Here is a 19,506-nt window from a genome sequence, read left to right as displayed (position 1 = left end):
TTTCTAATTGGAGTTTTTTTATGCCTATTGTTTTTTGGTTGCGACTACAGCATACACCATAGGGATCTTGTTTCCTATGTGTTGGATACGATATTTCTTGGGTTCAAATTCTTCTGTCTTGTTGAAGCAATCATAAGGTGAGTAATCGTATTCGTCAAAAGAACCTATTTCTAACTTGTTTTGGATAAGGCTGTTGAGAATTTCACTGATGGAATGATTCCAATTGATTGTCTTTAGGGCTACAGGCGCATTTTTATCCGCGTAAGTTCCGTTTACGGTTTCAATTATAGGCTCATCTTTGAAGTAATTATAGCCTATCTTGTCAAAATCATCATCAAACATCCATACAACTGGATGAAAATCTACCAATAAGAATTTGCCGTCAGGTTTCAGGAATTTGTGGATGACTTTTGCCCATCTATCCAAGTCAGGTAGCCAGCCGATGGTTCCGTAGCTGGTAAAAACAATATCAAATTCTTCATCAAGATGATCAGGAAGGCTATAGATATCGCAGTTTATAAATTGAGTGTCAATACCTAATTTTTCTGCCATTTCTCTTGCTCTAGCAATTGCTTTGTCTGATAAATCAACACCTGTTGCTTTGGCACCCAATCTTGACAATGATAAGGTATCTTGACCAAAATGACATTGCAAATGCAGTACTTTTTTATCTTTAAGGCTTCCCAGCAAATCCAACTCAATCGAATTCAAGGAATTCTTTCCTTCTAAAAAACTTTTCTGGTCATAAAATTCAGAATCGATGTGGATGTCTGTTTTTTCATTCCAAGTTTCTCTGTTTATATCTAAGTAATTCTCTTCCATCGTAAAATTTATTTTGCATAAATATATAAAAAAAAAGCCTTTCTGAACCATCAGAAAGGCTTTGTATTCTAAAGCTAAAAAAATTAGTTTATAATTACTTTTTTGGTAGCTGACTGATTATTAGAGGCTAACTTTAAGAAATAAAACCCAGAAGGTAAGTTTTCTAAAGTATATGTATTTCCTTGAGATGCTGGATTCTTAATTTCCTGCACAATCTGTCCGTTGATATTTATCAGCTGGATTCCATCCAGAACCATATCAGAATTGATATTGATTTTGTGGTTATTTGATGGATTTGGATAAACTGCAACAGCAGAAAGCGGGTTGAAATCTGGAGTAGAAAGCGACGGCCAACGATTTTCAGCTGCAGGACCTCCCCAAATTAATGTTGCCAAATATGGATTGTCAATAAAAGGATTTCTGTTTCCTTGACCATAAGCATTGCTCGCATTACCTAAATAAGTATTACGGTTGTCTTCATATTGCGAAACAGGATCTTCGGCATTCCATTGAAGGAACAAATCAATCATGTTGGAATCGCTTGCTACAGCTGTGCCAACGCCAACATTTTTTGGCAGGCAGCGATTGCCATATCTAAGATACATATACATCATCATTCGGGCAACATCGCCTTTCCATTCGTCGCCAGGATACCATGTCGAAGAAGTTATATCACGTGAATTTCCAAATCCTGCTGCGAATTTTTCACTACCTCTATCCCCATTTCTTTGTACATCAGACGCTCTTAAATGGTGAGCATCTGCACCAGGTCCGGAAGTTCCTAAAGCTGGTGTTCCTAAAGATTTGGCATATGTGTGCTCTCTGTTCCATTGGCAGGTAGCGCCACCGCCATCGCTATTTTTATTTCTTCGTCTGTGGTCGTTATCGTCTGCTTGTGATGAAGGACATATATTGTTGCTGAATCCATACAGAAGCAAGACATTGGTATTTGTAGCGTCTTGCGGATCAAGATCAATTATTTGGATGGCTTTTTCAGCATCGTCATAACTTAAAGTTTTGGTGTGGGTAGTGGTAATTTTTTGTGCAAGAGCTGTCTTCAAAGTATTTCCAGTCTGACTGAAATCGACTCCATTATAATAAGAGGCAGGGCCACCAGCTTGCGCAAATGCAAATGAAGCAGAAAGCATCATTGCAAAAGAGTAAAAGTTTTTCATTAAAATTAAATTTTTGGACGACAAATGTAATTTGTTTTACCAATAGAATTTTAAAATTAACGTAATAATCGAATAAAAAAATGCCTGAAATTTAACAATCAGGCATTTTGTAAGATTTATATGTAAAAAGCAATTAGTTTATGATTACTTTCTTTGTTGTCGATTGGCTATCAGAAGTCAGTCTCAAGAAATAAAACCCAGAAGGAATATTTTCCACAGTATAGGTGTTGCTCTGTGCCGCCGGATTTTTAATTTCTTGCATTATCTGTCCATTGATGTTTACCAATTGAATTTCGTCCAATTGTACTTCTGAATCGATATTTATCCTATGATTGTTCGATGGATTTGGATATACAGCAATTATAGATAAAGCATCAAAAGAAGGAGTAAAAAGAGCATTCCCCCAAACTGTATTGACATATTCTGGATGATCAATATAAGGATTTCTATTTCCTTGGTGGCTGTAGATTGCATTGTTGATAGCAATTTCTCGTGGACTTACAGGATCTTGCTGATGCCATGTCAGTAGAATGTTTAGAAAAGTACTAGAAAAAACCTTATTGCTTGAACCGTCAAACATTGCCTTTACTTCTGTTGTTGACGGAGCATTTGTATAAAGGCTGGGCATGTTGCTTTCATATCTGGTAGCAAAATAAAAATAAGCTCTTGCGATATCTCCTTTGAATTCGTCTATAGGCTCAAAAACAGTTCCGGTAAATCCTGCAGAATAGCCAGAATTAAGATTAGGGCCTAATTTTGATCCATTTGTAGATGTCCATGTTGCAGTTCCGACTTTTCCAAAAGGGAAATTGTCGCGCTTGTTGTTGACATATCCGTCTGTTGGAAAAAGATGGTGCGCATCCGAATACATAGGGGCGGCAGAAGCAAAATAAGATTTAGGAATAACATGTTCTCTATTATAGCAGCTACCTTCGCCAGTATAACTTCCGCATTGATCAGAAGGCACTGAAAAAGTATAAGAATCTGTACCTCCCGGTTTCTCAGAATAGACATCTAGCAAAGTATTGTCGTTTTCGTAGTAATGATCCTTATATGCCGTGTTTTGGTATAATGTCCATAAGGCATCATAGGATTTGGGATTGTGGCCGTTGGAGATGATTGTTTTTAATTGGGTTTTTAAGGCATAGCCTGTACCTGTAGCATTATTGTAATATCCAGTTGGAATTTGGCCGTAGCCAAGGGCCACTGTAAGCAATAGTGCAAAAGCGTAAAAGTTTTTCATTAAATTAAATTTTGGACGACAAATGTAATTTGTTTTGCCAATAGAATTTTAAAATTTAACGCAATAATCAAATAAAAAAATGCCTGAAATTTTGACAATCAGGCATTTTGTAAGATTTATATGTAAAAAGCAATTAGTTTATGATTACTTTTTTTGTTGTCGATTGGCTATCAGAAGTCAGCTTTAAGAAATAAAATCCAGAAGGAAGATTTTCTAAAGTATAGGTATTGCTTTGTGACAACGGATTCTTGATTTGCTGCATGATCTGCCCGTTGATGTTTATGAGCTGTATTTCGTCCAATTGTACTTCTGAATCGATATTGATCTTGTGATTGTTGGAAGGATTTGGATATACTGCAATCGCTGCTAAAGATTCATAAGCAGGAATGGACAACGGAGTTCCCCAAACTGCAGTTACATAGGCATTATTGTCGATGTAAGGATTTCTGTTATTTTGGCGTGCATAAACGGCATTGTTTCTTGCAATTTCTTTAGCGCTAACCGGATCTTGCTGATTCCAAGTCAGTAAAATGTTTAAAAAAGTAGGAGAGAAGGCTCTTCCGCTTGAACCATCAAACATTACTTTTGATGTAGAAGAAGAGGAAGTATAAAAGCCTGCCAGTTGCGTTTCATATCGTGTTGCAAAATAAAAAAGCAATCGTGCAAAATCACCTTTATATTCATCAATAGGCTCAAAAACAGTAGATGCATATCCTGCAGAATATCCAGAATTTAGGTTGTTCCCTAATTTTGATCCATTTATAGACGTCCATGACGCATTTTGTACAACTCCAAACGGATAATCGTCTCTTTTTGCATTGACAACTTTATCTGTAGGCAATACGAAATGCGCATCTGCATACATTGGCAAGGTAGAATTACCAAAATAACTTTGCGGAACGGTATGTTCACGGTTAAAAAACACACACTCTTGTCCTGCAGGGTCGGTTCCGTTGTCTTGATTACCGCCGCCTGTAACAGGGCCAAAAGTAAAATCGCAATTAGAATACATATCCCAAACCTTGCCATTCGGCTTTACATCAGAGGTTTGGTACGTTGTGTATAAACCAGCATAACCACGATCATTGTGATTTTTTATAATGTTATAAAGCTGTGTTTTTAGAGTATATCCAGTACCCGTAGCAGAATTATAATAACCTGCCGGAGCTTGTGCAAATCCAATTGCGGCAAAGAGCAGGAATAAGAAAGTGTAATTTTTCTTCATGTTATGATTTTTTTTCTTCTTTTCGTTCAAACAACGCCATGTAGAATCCATCAAATCCTGACTCCGACGCCAAGATCTTCGTATCTTTGACAAAGGTAAAGTTTTTCCCTATATCCGTTGTTAAGAAACGTTTAACTTGTTCTTGATTTTCAGAGGGTAAGATGGAACAAGTCGCATACACCATTTTTCCTCCCGGCTTTACTATTTTGGAATAGTTTTCTAAAACTTCAGCTTGTACTTTTCTGATATTGTCAATAAATTCAGGCTGTAGTTTCCATTTCGCATCAGGATTTCTTTTTAAGACTCCTAAACCGCTGCAGGGTGCATCAATTAATACTCTATCTGCTTTTTCATGTAATTTCTTGATCACTTTTGTCGTATCGATAATTCGGTATTCGATATTAAAAGCACCATTTCTTTTCGCTCTCAGTTTTAACTGCTTCAGCTTACTTTCGTATAAATCCATAGCAATCAACTGCCCTTTGTTTTCCATCAATGAAGCCATGTGAAGCGTTTTTCCTCCTGCACCAGCGCAGGTATCAACAACTCTCATTCCAGGTTTGACATCCAAGAATGCAGCGACTAATTGCGAACTGGCATCTTGTACTTCAAAAAAACCTTCTTTAAAAGCATCTGTCAAGAAAACGTTGGCTCTTTCTTTCAATACTAATGCGTCTGGCTGGTCTTTCAAGAATTCTGTTTCTATATCTTGGTCCATTAAAATAGCACGAAGCTTTTCTTTGGTGGTTTTTAGCGTATTGACTCTCAAGATTACTTTTGCTGGCTGGTTCTGTGCCGCAATTTCTTTAGCCCACAGTTCTTCACCAAGTTCTTTTACGCCCAATTCATCCATCCAATCTGGAATAGATTCTTTGTATTTTCTGACTTTAGAAAGCTCATCAAAACGGCCTTTTATTTTTCGCTCTGGAGTTCCTTCAAGTTGTCTCCAATCCGGAATCGGATATCCTCTAAGCACAGCCCAGACTGCAAAAATTCTCCAAAGGTTGTCTCTGTCAAAAGGTTCTCTAACTTCTGCGATTTCCATGTAGAGTCTTTTCCAGCGAACGATATCATAAATGGTTTCGGCTACAAATTTTCTATCGCTGCTTCCCCAACGCTTGTCTTTTTTTAAAGCTCTTGCTACGACTTTATCTGCATATTCTCCGTCATTGAAAATAGCGCTCAATGAATCGATAGTTGTATAAACTAAATTTCTGTGTAATCTCATTTTATGTAATTGATGTGCAAAGGTATCACATTTTTTGCTTGTTTGCCAATGTGTTTGTATGCGGAGGTATTGCATGAAAAAGGAGGCCTTTTGGAGCCTCCTTTGTTATTTGTGAAATTAGGGTTTAGCCTCTTGAGCCTCCGCCTCTAGAACTAGAGTTGCCTCTTGAACTTCCTCCGTCATTGCTTCTTGACTGTTGCGGTGCACTTTGTCTAGGTGCTGAATTGCCTCTGCTGACATTTGTAGGCGCTGTATTTCGAGATGGCGCTTCCGCTCTTGACGTGTTTGTCCTTGTCGGTGCTTGCGTTCTTTGCGTTGAGCTGGTTCGCGTATTACTTTCGACTCTTGCTGGCGCTTCTGTTCGAGCAGGACTTGTTCTCGTTGTTGAGTTTACTCTAACCGGAGTGCTTTCCGAACGTGTCGTATTTCTTGTTGAAGAATTCAAAGTACGCGTATCATTATTTCTCGTTTGAGTTGATGTCCTGTTTGTGTTTGAACTATTTCTTGTCGTCGTTGTAGAATTTCTAGTTCCAGATGTAGTTGTATTTCGAGTTACATTTGAAGCTCTAGTTCCTGTAGCAGCTTGGTTTCTAGTTGATCCTTGACGGGTTTGAACTAATTCGTGCCTGTTGCTCACATTGTTTCTTTGCGTAAATGATCTGTCTGGGTGTTGTCTTTCGTATCCGTTAGAACGTCTCGTAGTGTACATAGCCTCGGCTCTTGAACTTCTTCTCGTGCTTACATAGTTATAGTGGTTGTGCACGTTGATATGGTTGTGCACATGTCTGTGGTATCTGTAAACAGGATAAGGATTCCATGCATAATAGTAAGTTGGATAATAACTCCAATACCAAGGAGAATAGTAAGGTCTGTAATAATTTGTCCAAAAGACATTAAAAATTACGGGTCTTGAAACATATACAGGCTCATAAATGTAATTTGTACCGTACATATACACATCTCCTACAACTTGGACTTGCACGTTATTATTGCCGTCTCTCTCCACTTCGATAGTTGCAACGTCTTGATACACATCGCGCTCTAATACCGATTGGATAATGATCAAGTGGGTATTGTTTTCTACGGTTTCAATGACTCTTAAGTAATCTACTTGATTGTCGCCGTTCAAGTCAAGATTAGAAATCTGTATTTTTGGGTCGTTCAGCCTTCTTTCAAAATCAGCCAAATCTTCAGAATCTCCAAAAATGGAAGCCACGGCTTTTAAGTCGAGGTTGTCACTGATGTCATTGCTGTTGGCAGTAACGGTTGTCCTGTCTTGTGCCTGAATTTGAATTGTAAATAAAAATGCAAAGAGGGCAGATGTTATTAATTTCGTTTTCATGATTTCTAATTATTTTAAGTGTTCTTGACTGATGTTTTTTTCTTTTGATTTGTAATAACCAATATCTGTGCCAAGATTTTTTAGGGCAATCAGTAAAGTTTTAAAAACCCAGTAGGAGTAAGGCCTGAGCTTTTCTTAAATAATTTTGAAAAATAAGCATAATCCTCATAACCCAAAGATTCGGCAATGGCCGAAAAACTATTTTTTGTATGCAAGAATCTTCTTTTTGCTTCTAAGATAATCCGGTCTGCAATTACCTCAGAAGCTGTTTTTCCGATGACGGTTTTTGTAATCCTGTTTAAATGTTTCGGACTAATGTTCATCCAGTCAGCATATTGCGAAGGCGACTTTTCTGTGATGTAATTTTTTTCAATCAAATCTTCAAATTGCTGGAATTTTTCAGAATAAGAATTGGATCGGATTATTTTCTGCGTATTTTCCTCAAGATATAATCTCGATAATTCTACATAAATAATATCAATATAGCTCAAGATAAGCTGCTGCTGAAAATTGTTTTTGGTGTGATATTCTTCAAAAAGCTTTTGGAATAAAGCTTCCGTTTTCTTGCTGTTTTTTGTATCCAAAGCTAAATGAGGAGTGTTTTGAATCGAATAAAAAAAAGGGAACTGGTGCATTCTGTTGTGTGAATAATGCAAATCATAGAAATCAGAAGTATGCGAAAAAATATAACCGTCGATATCTTCTGAAAGTTCCCAATGGTGCGTTTTTCCCGGTGCCAAAAGAAAGACGCTTCCAGACTTGATTTCATAGGAATTGAAATCAATTTCGTGCCTTCCAGAGCCTTTCGTAAAAAGAATAGCCAAGTAAGAATTATGCTTGTGCGGTCGTGTTATCTTGCTGTGATTCTCTAAAATGTGAGGAGGTATCCTATTGACAAAAAAATCTTTTTGCCCTTCGTCCAGCTTGAGCTGGCTGATGTCTAAAACGCTAATCATTTCCATGGAATAAATATACGAATAAATTTTAAAATGTCCGAATACTACAAATTTTAGCGTATTTACTCTATTGTGAAAGCTTGTCTTATTTCTGAACTTTGTCCTAATAAAACAATAAAGTCATGTCATTTTTAAAAAATGTAATTCAGAATAAATGTCCGAATTGCGGAAAAGGGAAAGTTTTTAAAACCAACGGGAATCCATTTTTGTTCCAAATGCCTGAAATGCACCCTGAATGCTCAGAGTGCGGGCATAAGTTTGTGAAAGAGCCAGGGTATTTCTTTGGTGCGATGTACGTTAGTTACGGCCTTGCTGTTGCCGAAATGGTCGCTACTTTTTTTATCTCAAGATTATTTGTGACCAGTCTGGTTCACAGCCTTTTGTTTATCGTTGCAGCTGCTTTCTTGCTGTGCACGATTAATTTTAGGTATTCAAGGCTGCTTTGGATTTATATGTTTGATAGCAAGGCTAATGTCTGATTGGCTTTGCTGTTTTTTTCTTGAATTTTCGGCCATACCAGATTAAAAAGCCAGTAACAGGAAGCAGTCCGCAGATAAAACTAGCTATAAATGCTAAGACTTTTCCAGGGAATCCTAGTATCGCGCCAACGTGGATGTCGTAATTGGCGGTGATTAGTTTTTCACCAAAATTCTTATCAGCATGATTTCTGTTCAGCAGCATTTCTCCTGATTTCTGCGCAAAGCGCATCTGATGCGAAACATAGTAGGTGTTTTCATTTTGCTGTACGTAAATATCGACAGTTGCTAACGAATCCGCAGGTTTTCCTAGACTGAAAGCATCGGCATCGGGATAAGCCAACTTTGTTTTTTCTAAGGCAGTTTCCATTACATTGGAAATTTTCGGAAGATTTTTGTGTGCTTCTTTTGTAACTATTTCTGGCGGATTAGTAGTTCCAGAACCTGCAACATAAACAAGATTGTGAAACCATGAGAAGGCCCAGACCATTCCTGTAAAGGCGATAATCAATGCAATGGTAGCGATATAAAATCCAAAGATGTTGTGGATGTCATAGTTTTTTCGTTTCCACTTCGTGGTTTCTTTCCATTGGAATTTAAACCGCTGTTTACGAGCCGCCTTGTTTTTGGGCCACCATAAAATGATTCCTGTAATAAGCATTATCACAAAAATAAAGGTTGACCAGCCTACAATTTGCTGGCCAAGACCTATTTCTAGCAATAAGCTCCAGTGGATGTATTTTACGATGTTGAAAAAGTCCATTTCTTCGTCGTAAATAGCCAAAATTTCTCCAGAATAAGGATTTACATAAATTGATTTGTAATAGTCGATTGCTCCGAAGTAGGTGATGGCATCGTCATTTCCTTTGTAGCATCCAAAAATCCATGCTTTTTCAGGATTGTTAGAGACTTTTACATTAGAGATTTTAATTGAGGTGCCAATTTTTTGCTGCGTATCGTCCCAAAGCTTTGAAATAGGAATCGTATTCGGCTTTACTTCCGAAACGTACATTGCGTCTTTGCGGAATGCTTCTGTAATCTCGACACTAAAAACATAAATACAGCCTGTAACGGAGAGCAATAAAACAATCGAGCCAGAAGCCATCCCGAGCCAGAGGTGTATTTTTCCAATCCAATGCTTGAAGCCGTATTTGTTTTTCTTTGCCAATAATTTATTTTTTTGCTTTTTTATTTCTTCTTCCCCAGAAAATTATAAATCCGGTTACAGGTAAAGCTGCTGCAAATAGGCTCAATATAAAAGCGATTATTTTTCCGGTTATTCCGAAGAATTGCCCAGTATGCAATCCGTAATTCATTTCTTGTAGCTGTGTACCAGGGTTTTTATTTTCGTATAAATTCGAGCTTAAAAGCTGACCGGTTTTAGGATGGAAATCTAAATTGGACTGATGGTCAAAGTCCATCGCATCGGGATACGAACCTGTTATGATTGCTGCCTTTTCGCCTTGATACCAGACAAAAAACATTTCGTCGTCAGGCTTGATCTTGAATGCTTGTGAAAGTGCAATATCCATAGGATTTGCTTTTGAAGAAGAGGTTAGCGTAGTATCAATTGCTGGAGAAAAATCGTCTTTTGGATTGTCTTGCCCAAGATTTCCGACAAAATACATTGTCTTGTGCATCCATTCATAGGAAAAAGTGAGGCCTGTCAAAGCAATGACCAAGACAAACAGCGAGATATAAAATCCAGTCACGTTGTGCCAGTCGTAATTCACGCGGCGCCATTTGGCTTTCCACTTGATTTTTATTCTGTTTTTTAAGTCTTTGCGTTTCTTCGGCCACCACAATATGATTCCGGAGAGGAGCATCACAATAAAAATAATAGTTGAGATTCCGACAACATGTTTTCCGATTTCTGGCGGCAGCCAAAGGTGCATGTGTAGGTCTTCTACGATGGCAAAAAAATCATCTTCGATGCTTTCCTGCTTCAAAAATTTTCCTGAATACGGATTGAAATATAAATTGTAGGGTTTGTCGTTAATGCTTGAATACACAATTGCAGGCCTGTCTTTTCCGTAAAAGACAATCATGTCTGCGGTAGCTGTTGGAAAAAGTTCTTTTGCTTTTGATTGCAATTCTGAAGCTAAAACATACGATTTGCTTTCAACTTTCACTTTTCGATAGTCTCTTGTCAAGTCTTTAATCTCGTCGTGAAAGCAAAAGATAGAGCCGGTGATGCTCACTATAAACACAATAAGCCCGGAGGTGAGTCCGAGCCATTTGTGTAAAAATCGTATGCTTTTTTTGAAATTCATCTAGAATTTATACGACACGCTTCCCATGAAAGTTCTTGGCGCTTGTACATTTATTGTCGTATAACCATTAAAATACAATTCATCAGTAAGGTTGTTTACCTTTAATGAAAGCCTGTATTTTGGCTGGTCATAATACAATGCCGCATTGATGACTGCGTAAGATGGCAATGAAAAAGTCTGTACATCGGCGCTATTGCCAGAGCTTAATGGATTTCTGTTATAGATAAATGTCTTGTCGGCATAATTTCCTCCAAAACCAAAGCCTAGACCTTTCAATTTTGAGGCCTGCAAGCTGTAGCTGATCCAGTAGTTGACCATATTTTCAGGGCCTGCGGTTTCTGGTCTTAGTCCGTTTACATCTGCATTGGCATTGTTTAGCTTGCTGTTATTGAACGCATAACCTATGATGAAATTTAAGCCAGGAATTGGATTGGCAGTGATTTCAGCTTCAAAACCTTTGCTGGTTTGGTTTCCATCTTGAACGCTAGTGTTTGCTAACTGTCCGGTTCTAAGAATGTCTTTTACTTCAATGTTGTAATAGCTAAAAGTCGCGCTTACTTTGTTTTGGAATGTATTGATTTTCACCCCAGCTTCAAACTGATTGGCTTGTTCTGGATCGAAAGCTTTCAATTGAGGCATTCCATTTACATCGGCTAATTGATAACCAATATTTCTAAAGCTGTTTTGGTAGTTCCCGAAAACAGAAACTTGGTCTTTTATAATTTGGTACACGGCACCGAATTTTGGAGACAAGGCATTTTGAGAAAAAGCTCCAGAAGTCGTATTGGCTGCCGGGTCAAAATTTCCTTCATTGTTATAGTGGTCAAAACGCAATGCAGCCGAAAGGATTAATCGATCTGTAACATTAATTACGTCAGAAATATAGGCACTGTATGTTGTCAAAGAACTGTGTGTTTTGTAATGTGTTCCTTGGGCAAACAAAGCCTCAGCTGCTTGCGGCGTAAAATTATAATAGTTGTCGTTTGCGCCGGCGTAATTTACGGTATCAAAATAGAAGAAGGTCGGCAGATAACCATAACCAACTTTGCTTTCTGAACGGTAGATATCACCGCCGAGCAAGAATCTATTTTTCATTCCGAAAATTTCGAATTCTCCGTTGAAATTTTGCTGGAATTCGATAATGTTATCTCTTCCGTCGATGTTCCACACGTTTCTCGACATTTCGTTATTTCCTAATAAGTAGAACCAAGTTTGAGGCCCGACAGATTGGTTCGAACTGGTACTAAAAACCGTCTGAGACTTCCAGTTATCCGACATTTGGTAGTTAGCTTGTGCGAAAATGTTGGCTGTTTTTGTATTCATCATAAATTCATCACCTACGAATGATCTTTTCCAGTTCATCTTGATATCATTTGCACTGTGAAGGCCTAAGCTGTTTGGAGTTTGGCCAAACGGAATATAAATCAGAGGCATTGAGGAAGCGTCTACATTTGATAGTTCCGCATCAATAGAAATAGAAAGCTTTTCGTTTACCTGATAAGAGAATGACGGAGCGAAAAAGTAGCTTCTTGTATGTCCGTAATCTTGGAAGGTATTCGCATTATTGTAAGCCGCATTTACTCTTAATAAAGCGGTATTGTCATCGTTGATTGGAGTGTTGATATCGGCAGTCACGCGGTTTAAACCGTAGCTTCCTGCTTGATACGAAATTTCTCCGCCAAAGTTATCATACGGCTTTTTTGTTACTCGGTTGATTAAACCTCCGTAGGAAGTAAGCAAGCTGCCAAAAAGCGTAGCCGAAGGACCTTTAACACTTTCTAGCCTTTCTAAGTTGGAAGCATCAACATTATTCGTGATTTTTCCTGCAATACCATTTCTCAATAAGCTTTGCGTAATAAATCCGCGTGAAGAAAAGTAAGAACCTCCATCACCAACACGGCCAGTTGAAGCCCATAATTGGTACAATCCAGGAATATTTTTTAAAGCTTCATCTTGATTGACAACCAATTGGTCTTTCATCAATTCTTTGGTAACTACGCTATACACTTGAGAATTTTCAAGATTTTTGATGGGCATTTTTGAAACATAATTACTTTCAGATTTTGTATATCTGTTGATGTTTCCTGTAATCACGACTTCTGCCAAAGTCTCATTCTTGTTGTTCAGCGAAATGTTTTCTAAAGCAGTTGTTTGGTTTTCTACGATAGTAAAAGGAACCTCTTTAGAAGTATATCCCACGAAAGTAACTTTCAAGACGTAGTCGCCGGTTTTTATATTTTTTATTTCAAATTTACCTTCAGAATCCGTTTGGGTTCCGAATCTAGTACCATTTACAGTAACGGTAACCGATTCAAGCGGTGTGTTGTCTGTTGAGGCAATTTTGCCAGTTACTATGCCATTTTGTGCGAATGAAATCGTACTGAAAAAGACACTGACAAGTAATGTCATTATTAATTTATTCATTTTGAATAAGATTTAGATTAGATTTAAATGCTGTGCAAAAGTAATTCGCAAAAGACAAGCAAGCAAGACTTATTTAGAATTAATACAAATAAAATAAACGATTTATCGTTTGAAAGAAAAATATAGATAAGAATTATGATAATCCTTTTTTTAGCTACAATGTGATAGAAAAAGTTCAGACATTTCCTTAATTATTTTTTATATTAATTTGGATGTTTGGAAATATTATAGCGTTTATTTTTATGCATAATAATCATGATTTGTATTTTATCGGATTTTTTTGCAGTTGGCTGATTGTCAATAATAATTTCTAAAAAAGCTGTTTATTCTTTTGTTTCTTTGCAACCTAATAACCAAAAATACCATGAAAAACATACTATATGTTTTATTGCTACCGCTACTATTTTCAGAATGTAAGCATGAAATAAAATCAGAGAAAAGTGATTATTTTTCAAGCGTAACTATAGATACTCTCTTGCTGGATACGATCAGCATTAGAGCGATTATTGCTGACAATGGCAAGATTTGGTATGCTGCCGATAAAGGAAGGTATGGGTATTACGATATTGCAACTAAAGAAAGATTTCAAGAAACGATTTCAAAAGACAGCATCAATCCAGAATTTAGGAGCATTGCCAAAAACAGCGGTTCCATTTTTATGATGAGCGTGGGTACTCCAGGATTGCTTTATAAAGTAGCGAAAGACGGTTCCGGAACAAAACTTGTTTATAAAGACGATAACGAAAAAACGTTCTTCGATTCCATGCAGTTTTGGAATGATAAAGACGGTATCGCGATAGGGGATCCTACAGATAGCTGCTTTTCGGTAATTATCACGAGAGATTCTGGAAATACATGGAATAAGATACCCTGTGATAAGCTTCCTAAAATTGTGTCAGGCGAAGCGGCTTTTGCAGCAAGCAATACTAATTTAGTCGTAAAGAATAATATTGCTTGGATTGTTTCGGGAGGGAAAAAAGCTCGAATTTTTTATACTTCTGATAAGGGGGATTCTTGGGAGGTTTTCAATACTCCGATTGTCCAAGGCGAAGCTATGACTGGGATTTTTTCAGCCGATTTTTATGACGAGAATATAGGATTTGCCGTAGGAGGTAATTATGAAAAACCGGAATTGAATTCCAAAAACAAAGCACTAACTATAAACGGAGGAAAAACTTGGACGCTGATTGGAGAAAATACAGGGTTTGGCTATGCTTCCTGTGTTCAGTTTGTTCCGGAATCGGGCGGAAAACAAATCGTGGCGGTTGGGCATTCGGGATTGTATTATTCTTCAGACAACGGATCCACCTGGAAGCAATTTTCTAAAGACAAAGACCTTTACACGATCCGATTTATCGATAACCATACTGCGATTGCTGCCGGAAAAAACAAAATTATCAAGATTCAATTTAAAAAATAAGGCCCTATTTTCTCGGGCCTTTTTCTTTGTATTGTCTTAATAATTTTCTATTGAAATCATCTTCTGCCTTTTTTAATTTCAGGATTTTTACAGGACTTATAATCGATTTCAGACTGCTGACAAGCTTTCTTCTATTTTGGAATAGTTCTTCTTCATAATCTTCCATCTGATTGATTACAACTAATGCTTCTTTGTCAGACATGGAATCAATTCCTTCGATTTTTTTGCCTAGAGCTCGCATTTTCTGATGCTTTAATTCAAATTGTTTTTCATCGAAAGCATTGTAAACAGGCCAGAATTTTGCAGCTTCATCAGAAGTCAAAGACAATTCGGTAGTTATAAAGGCTGTTTTTAAGGCCTTGATCTGCTCTCTTTTATCGTTACCTTGCGCAGAAGCGGATAAGGCAAAAGCAAGCAAAATAAGCGTAAATAGATTTTTCATAATTATTCTGTTAAGTAGTTTTCTAAATTAGTATTGTCAGACAAGGCACTCTCGACCACAGCATCATCAACCTTTAAGTCAGATTCCAACGCTTCGATATCTTCGTTGTCCAGCAGATTGATCAAGTCATATTGACTGATAGTGGATTGATAAGCCAGATAATTTTCCATAGTTTCCTCATCAACTGATGTGTTGCCTGTGTCGGTCTTATTCAAGAAAGGAATTGAGATTCCTAAAATTAAAACCGCTGCGGCTGCCACAAACCAATTTTTCCTTCTTTGGAAAATTGAAATTACAGGTTTTTCCTCCTGAGCGATTTTCGCAAGCATCTGTTCCGAAAAATTCTCGAAATATCCGTCCGGCGTCTTGAATCCGGACTTTATTTTTGGCGAGTTTTCTAAATTAAATGAGTTCATGTTCTTTTGACTTTATAAATCTAAAAAGGTTTAATTTTTAAGCATATATTCTTCGATTTTCTTCACGGCATGATGGTACGAAGCTTTTAACGCGCCAACCGAAGTTCCTAATATTTCCGACAGTTCTTCATATTTTAGTTCCTCGAAATACCGCATCTTGAAAACCAATTGCTGTTTTTCGGGCAAGGTTGCGATTGCTTTTTGAAGCTTCAGTTGAATCTCATCACCTTCAAAATAAGAATCGGCTTTTAAGCTTTCTATCTGCTTTTGCTGAAAATTCTCGCTGGTCATTCCATTACGCTTGGCTTTAGCATTCAGAAACGTTATTGCCTCGTTCGTTGCTATCCGATAAAGCCATGAGAATAATTTGCTTTCTCCTTTAAAATTCGCCAGATGCTGAAAAACCTTAACGAAAGTGTTCTGCAGCACGTCATTAGCATCATCATGATTCAGAACAATGTTTCGGATGTGATTGTACAACGGTTTTTGATAAGTAGACAACAGCAACTGAAACGCTTTATTCTGCGTTTTTGGATTCAAAAGATCTTTTATGAAAGTCTGTTCGTCGAGCAAAAGCAATTTTTATTGATAAGACTAAAGATAAGCGAAAAGGTTTAATCACAATATGCATTAGCTCACTTTTGCTAAAAAGAAAAGCCCAGACAATGCTGGGCTTTGTATAAAAATGGTATAAATTATTCGATGACTTTAGCTTCTCGAACTGCTGGTTTGGCAGCTGGTTGCGCTGGAGTTTTAGTCACAGGAGAAGTAGTAGCAGCCTCGTTTGTAGGAGCAGGAACTGTTGTAGCTTCTGCGGGAGCTGAGCTTCCAACCGGTACGTAAATTTCGGTAACCCATTTTGAAGGGTTTTTGACTTGCGATGTAGAAACTGAATATACTTCAATATAGCTTCCTGATTTATTTTCCGTCAAATTGTTCTTCTTGATATGAGCAAAAGCATTATCCCAAGCTTCTTTGCTGTGTGAATAATCACCATTCAATGTTGTTTTTAAAGCTTGGAAAGGCTCTAGTTTTCCGCTAGTGTAATCGCTTCCTTCGGCAGTAAAAATCTCATCACGCATCGGCAGGCATACAGAAAAGCTTGCTTTGTTATTAGCAACGTCATAAGTGTCATATAATACAAAAGGACTTCCAGTCAGCGTGATATTATTTTCTTTAAAAAAGCGCAACATGCTTGGCAGCACAAGACTTACATTTTTTTGGACTTCTGGAATTTTGCAAGTTATTTTTTGCTGGAAGTAATAGCCACCAGTCTTTTGGACAACGCCATCTACTTTTATAGAATACGTATTGATTTCGTACGAAATGACCTTGTCTAGTTTGGCTAAAGTTCGTTCCTGCATATCGCCGACCATTTTTGCACTGCCGCCTTTTAAGACTGCATAAGCTTTTGCCATGAAACTTAGTTTTCCTTTGGAATGCCATGTCACTTTTGTGCCTCCGACAGTATCCTTAAAAGTCAAGTAAGCTTTGCCTTCATTGCCAGAAAAAATTACTTTTTGGGCAATGCTGTCATTTTCTTTTTCAAATATTGTTTCTGTTTTTCCTTCGCCAGAACTGCCTTTCCAAGAATAAGAAGCTCCTTTTCCAATCGTAGTATCTGAATAGGTAAACTGCATGTTCGGATCGTCGTCTTTCCATGCTCCGAAATCTTCCCAGTTTTTATAATCGTTGACATAGCTGAAAACAACTGATTTTTGTGCTTTGATAACCCTGCTTCGCTCTGTTTCGAATTCTCCAGGCTGTGTTGCCACATAAACAGTCAGTCCGATTATAGCAAGAAGCAGTAACAGCAATATATATTTCAGTATTCTCATAAAAATTTATTTTTAGGCGTTTTTCCTTTATGCAAAAGTAAGAAAAATTGTTTGCAATCAATTGATCCGAAGCCTTGCATTTAGTTCCATGAAGAAATCGTTATATTTGTTTTTTTAATAGTAAATAACCAAAATTTAGAATATGAAATTAAAAACCATTGCAGGGATATTTCTTGCATCGGCATTTCTTGTTTCTTGCGGAAAAGAAAAAGAAGAGTCGAAAGAAGTTGCAGCAAACACAGAGGATTTTCAGTATGAAGTCGAGCAGTTTGCAGATATAAAAGTATTGCGTTATCAAGTTCCGGGTTGGGAAAACCTTACCCTGAAAGAACAAAAATTAGTGTATTACCTGACGCAAGCAGGTATGGCTGGCCGCGATATTCATTGGGACCAAAACTACAAGCACAATCTAAAAATCAGAAAAGCGCTAGAAAATATCTACCAAAACTACAAAGGTGACAAGGCTTCTGAGGATTGGAAAAATTTCGAAATCTATTTAAAAAGAGTTTGGTTTTCTAACGGAATCCACCACCATTATTCAAGCGATAAAATCAAGCCTGATTTTACAAAAGACTATTTCCAAAAATTGCTTTCAGAAACTAAAACCACACTGGCTCTAGAAGTCGTAGAAATTTTGTTTAACGATCAAGATGCTAAAAAAGTAAACCTTGACGAATCAAAAGGATTGCTTGCGGGTTCGGCTGTCAATTTTTATGATAAAGGAATCACTGATAAGGAAGCAGAAGCTTTTTACAAAACTAAAAAAAGCCCAGATGCTGAAAGACCGTATTCTTTCGGTTTAAACTCTAAATTGGTTCGCAATGCCAACGGACAGATTGAAGAAAAAGTATGGAAAAGCGGCGGTATGTACGGACCAGCAATCGATAAGATTATCTATTGGTTAGAAAAAGCGCAAGGAGTTGCGGAAAATAAAAAACAAGGCGATGCTATTGCGTTACTGATTAAATATTACAAAACGGGTGATTTAAAAACTTGGGATGATTACAACATCGCTTGGACAGAAGCTACAGAAGGAAATATCGATTATATCAATGGCTTCGTAGAAGTGTACAATGACCCGCTAGGCTACAGAGGTTCTTACGAATCTGTCGTGCAGATCAAAGACTTCGACATGTCTAAAAAGATGGAAGTAATTTCTAAAAATGCCCAATGGTTTGAAGACAATTCGACACTTATGCCGGCTCATAAAAAGAAAAATGTTGTAGGAGTGTCCTATAAAGTAGTTGTCGTGGCTGGTGAATCGGGTGATTCTTCGCCTAGTACTCCAATTGGAGTCAATCTTCCAAATGCAGATTGGATTCGTGCTGAACATGGCTCAAAATCGGTTTCATTAGGAAATATAGTAGATTCGTATAACCATGCTGGTGGTTCTGATCGTTTGAAAGAATTTGCAAATGATAAAGAAGAAATCGAATTGGAAGAGAAATATGGAGAAGTGGCAGATAAGCTGCATACGGCTTTGCATGAAGTTGTCGGACATGCTTCTGGCCAAATCAATCCGGGTGTTGGAACGCCAAAAGAAACCCTAAAAAGCTATGCTTCGACTTTAGAAGAAGGAAGAGCTGACCTAGTTGGCTTGTTTTATCTGTACAATCCAAAATTGCAAGAATTAGGTTTGGTTGAGGATTGGAAAAAAGTCGGAATGGCAGCTTATGACGGTTATATCCGAAATGGATTGATGACACAATTGATCCGTTTAGAACCAAGTGCTGATATCGAAGAAGCGCACATGAGAAACCGTCAGTGGGTGAGTGCTTGGGTTTTTGAAAAAGGCAAAAAAGACAATGTAATCGAAAAAATTACTCGTGACGGAAAAACCTATTTCAATATTACGAATTATGAAAAACTTCATGAATTGTTTGGACAGCTTTTGAAAGAAACTCAGCGAATTAAATCAGAAGGAGATTTTGCTGCTGGAAAAGCATTGGTAGAAAATTATGGCGTAAAAGTTGACCAGAAATTACACAAAGAAGTTTTGGATCGAAACAAGAAATTCAAATCGGCTCCGTATAGCGGATTCGTAAATCCTGTTTTGGTTCCTAAGATGGATGACAAAGGAGAAATCACTTCTTTTGAAATTCAACAGCCAAAAACTTTTGCAGAACAAATGCTTTACTACTCTAAGACGTATGGTTTCCTTCCTGAAGAAAACTAAAAAAGAAATAGAAGTTTAAAAGAAACGCCCCGAGAAATCGAGGCGTTTCT

Annotated in this window: 17 protein-coding genes; 3 read left to right on the top strand and 14 right to left on the bottom strand. The window is 37.5% G+C overall.

Annotated elements, in window-relative coordinates; translation table 11 throughout:
* Nucleotides 1-24: 24 nt before the first annotated feature.
* From CLV94_RS00615 to CLV94_RS00585, 7 genes are all read right to left on the bottom strand, one after another.
* Nucleotides 25-822, bottom strand: coding sequence for a class I SAM-dependent methyltransferase (locus CLV94_RS00615; protein WP_121376183.1), 798 nt, complete (start codon nucleotides 820-822; stop codon nucleotides 25-27).
* 83 nt (nucleotides 823-905) lie between these two features.
* A complete protein-coding gene (locus tag CLV94_RS00610; protein WP_121374532.1) occupies nucleotides 906-1,997 on the bottom strand; it encodes an endonuclease in 1,092 nt (363 codons plus the stop codon).
* Nucleotides 1,998-2,130: 133 nt separating this feature from the next.
* On the bottom strand, nucleotides 2,131-3,240 hold the full coding sequence (locus CLV94_RS00605; RefSeq protein WP_121374531.1) for an endonuclease: 1,110 nt from the start codon (nucleotides 3,238-3,240) through the stop codon (nucleotides 2,131-2,133).
* Nucleotides 3,241-3,373: 133 nt separating this feature from the next.
* On the bottom strand, nucleotides 3,374-4,465 hold the full coding sequence (locus CLV94_RS00600; RefSeq protein ID WP_121376182.1) for an endonuclease: 1,092 nt from the start codon (nucleotides 4,463-4,465) through the stop codon (nucleotides 3,374-3,376).
* Between the two features lies 1 nt (nucleotide 4,466).
* Nucleotides 4,467-5,693, bottom strand: a complete 1,227-nt coding sequence (locus CLV94_RS00595; RefSeq protein ID WP_121374530.1) for an RsmB/NOP family class I SAM-dependent RNA methyltransferase — start codon at nucleotides 5,691-5,693, stop codon at nucleotides 4,467-4,469.
* 124 nt (nucleotides 5,694-5,817) lie between these two features.
* Nucleotides 5,818-7,035 carry a hypothetical protein gene (locus CLV94_RS00590; RefSeq protein WP_121374529.1) on the bottom strand — a complete coding sequence of 406 codons (1,218 nt, stop codon included), beginning with the start codon at nucleotides 7,033-7,035 and terminating at the stop codon, nucleotides 5,818-5,820.
* Nucleotides 7,036-7,124: 89 nt separating this feature from the next.
* Nucleotides 7,125-7,997: an AraC family transcriptional regulator gene (locus tag CLV94_RS00585; protein ID WP_121374528.1), complete on the bottom strand. Its 873-nt coding sequence runs from the start codon at nucleotides 7,995-7,997 to the stop codon at nucleotides 7,125-7,127.
* Between the two features lie 116 nt (nucleotides 7,998-8,113).
* Between CLV94_RS00585 and CLV94_RS00580 the strand changes: the two genes are divergently transcribed.
* Nucleotides 8,114-8,470 (top strand): DUF983 domain-containing protein, encoded by a 357-nt coding sequence (locus CLV94_RS00580; protein ID WP_121374527.1) that lies wholly within the window; start codon nucleotides 8,114-8,116, stop codon nucleotides 8,468-8,470.
* On the opposite strand, the gene CLV94_RS00575 is transcribed toward CLV94_RS00580, so the two are convergent.
* The 3 genes from CLV94_RS00575 to CLV94_RS00565 are packed head-to-tail and all read right to left on the bottom strand — an operon-like array spanning nucleotide 8,460 to nucleotide 13,164.
* Complete coding sequence (locus tag CLV94_RS00575; RefSeq protein ID WP_245982401.1) at nucleotides 8,460-9,635, bottom strand: PepSY-associated TM helix domain-containing protein; 1,176 nt, start codon at nucleotides 9,633-9,635, stop codon at nucleotides 8,460-8,462. The genes CLV94_RS00580 and CLV94_RS00575 overlap by 11 nt on opposite strands.
* 4 nt (nucleotides 9,636-9,639) lie before the next feature.
* Nucleotides 9,640-10,740: a PepSY-associated TM helix domain-containing protein gene (locus tag CLV94_RS00570; protein ID WP_121374526.1), complete on the bottom strand. Its 1,101-nt coding sequence runs from the start codon at nucleotides 10,738-10,740 to the stop codon at nucleotides 9,640-9,642.
* On the bottom strand, nucleotides 10,741-13,164 hold the full coding sequence (locus CLV94_RS00565) for a TonB-dependent receptor (protein ID WP_121374525.1): 2,424 nt from the start codon (nucleotides 13,162-13,164) through the stop codon (nucleotides 10,741-10,743). It lies immediately after the preceding gene.
* Nucleotides 13,165-13,528: 364 nt separating this feature from the next.
* Here CLV94_RS00565 and CLV94_RS00560 point away from each other — a divergent pair, with 364 nt between their 5' ends.
* Nucleotides 13,529-14,584 (top strand): sialidase family protein, encoded by a 1,056-nt coding sequence (locus CLV94_RS00560; RefSeq protein WP_121374524.1) that lies wholly within the window; start codon nucleotides 13,529-13,531, stop codon nucleotides 14,582-14,584.
* Nucleotides 14,585-14,588: 4 nt separating this feature from the next.
* On the opposite strand, the gene CLV94_RS00555 is transcribed toward CLV94_RS00560, so the two are convergent.
* The 4 genes from CLV94_RS00555 to CLV94_RS00540 form a co-directional block, all read right to left on the bottom strand.
* Nucleotides 14,589-15,026, bottom strand: coding sequence for a sensor of ECF-type sigma factor (locus CLV94_RS00555; RefSeq protein ID WP_220477616.1), 438 nt, complete (start codon nucleotides 15,024-15,026; stop codon nucleotides 14,589-14,591).
* Between the two features lie 2 nt (nucleotides 15,027-15,028).
* Nucleotides 15,029-15,442: a hypothetical protein gene (locus tag CLV94_RS00550; protein ID WP_121374522.1), complete on the bottom strand. Its 414-nt coding sequence runs from the start codon at nucleotides 15,440-15,442 to the stop codon at nucleotides 15,029-15,031.
* 30 nt (nucleotides 15,443-15,472) lie between these two features.
* On the bottom strand, nucleotides 15,473-16,015 hold the full coding sequence (locus CLV94_RS00545; RefSeq protein WP_121376180.1) for an RNA polymerase sigma factor: 543 nt from the start codon (nucleotides 16,013-16,015) through the stop codon (nucleotides 15,473-15,475).
* Nucleotides 16,016-16,137: 122 nt separating this feature from the next.
* Nucleotides 16,138-17,280 carry an SRPBCC family protein gene (locus tag CLV94_RS00540; RefSeq protein WP_121374521.1) on the bottom strand — a complete coding sequence of 381 codons (1,143 nt, stop codon included), beginning with the start codon at nucleotides 17,278-17,280 and terminating at the stop codon, nucleotides 16,138-16,140.
* A gap of 142 nt (nucleotides 17,281-17,422) precedes the next feature.
* On the opposite strand from CLV94_RS00540, the gene CLV94_RS00535 reads away from it, so the two are divergent.
* Entirely contained in the window at nucleotides 17,423-19,456 is a 2,034-nt protein-coding gene (locus CLV94_RS00535) for a dipeptidyl-peptidase 3 family protein (RefSeq protein WP_121374520.1), read from the top strand.
* Nucleotides 19,457-19,506 lie beyond the last annotated feature (50 nt).

Source organism: Flavobacterium endophyticum (assembly GCF_003634455.1).
In the GTDB taxonomy this organism is placed as follows: Bacteria; Bacteroidota; Bacteroidia; order Flavobacteriales; family Flavobacteriaceae; genus Flavobacterium; species Flavobacterium endophyticum.
This window is presented reverse-complemented; position numbering and strand designations above follow the sequence as displayed.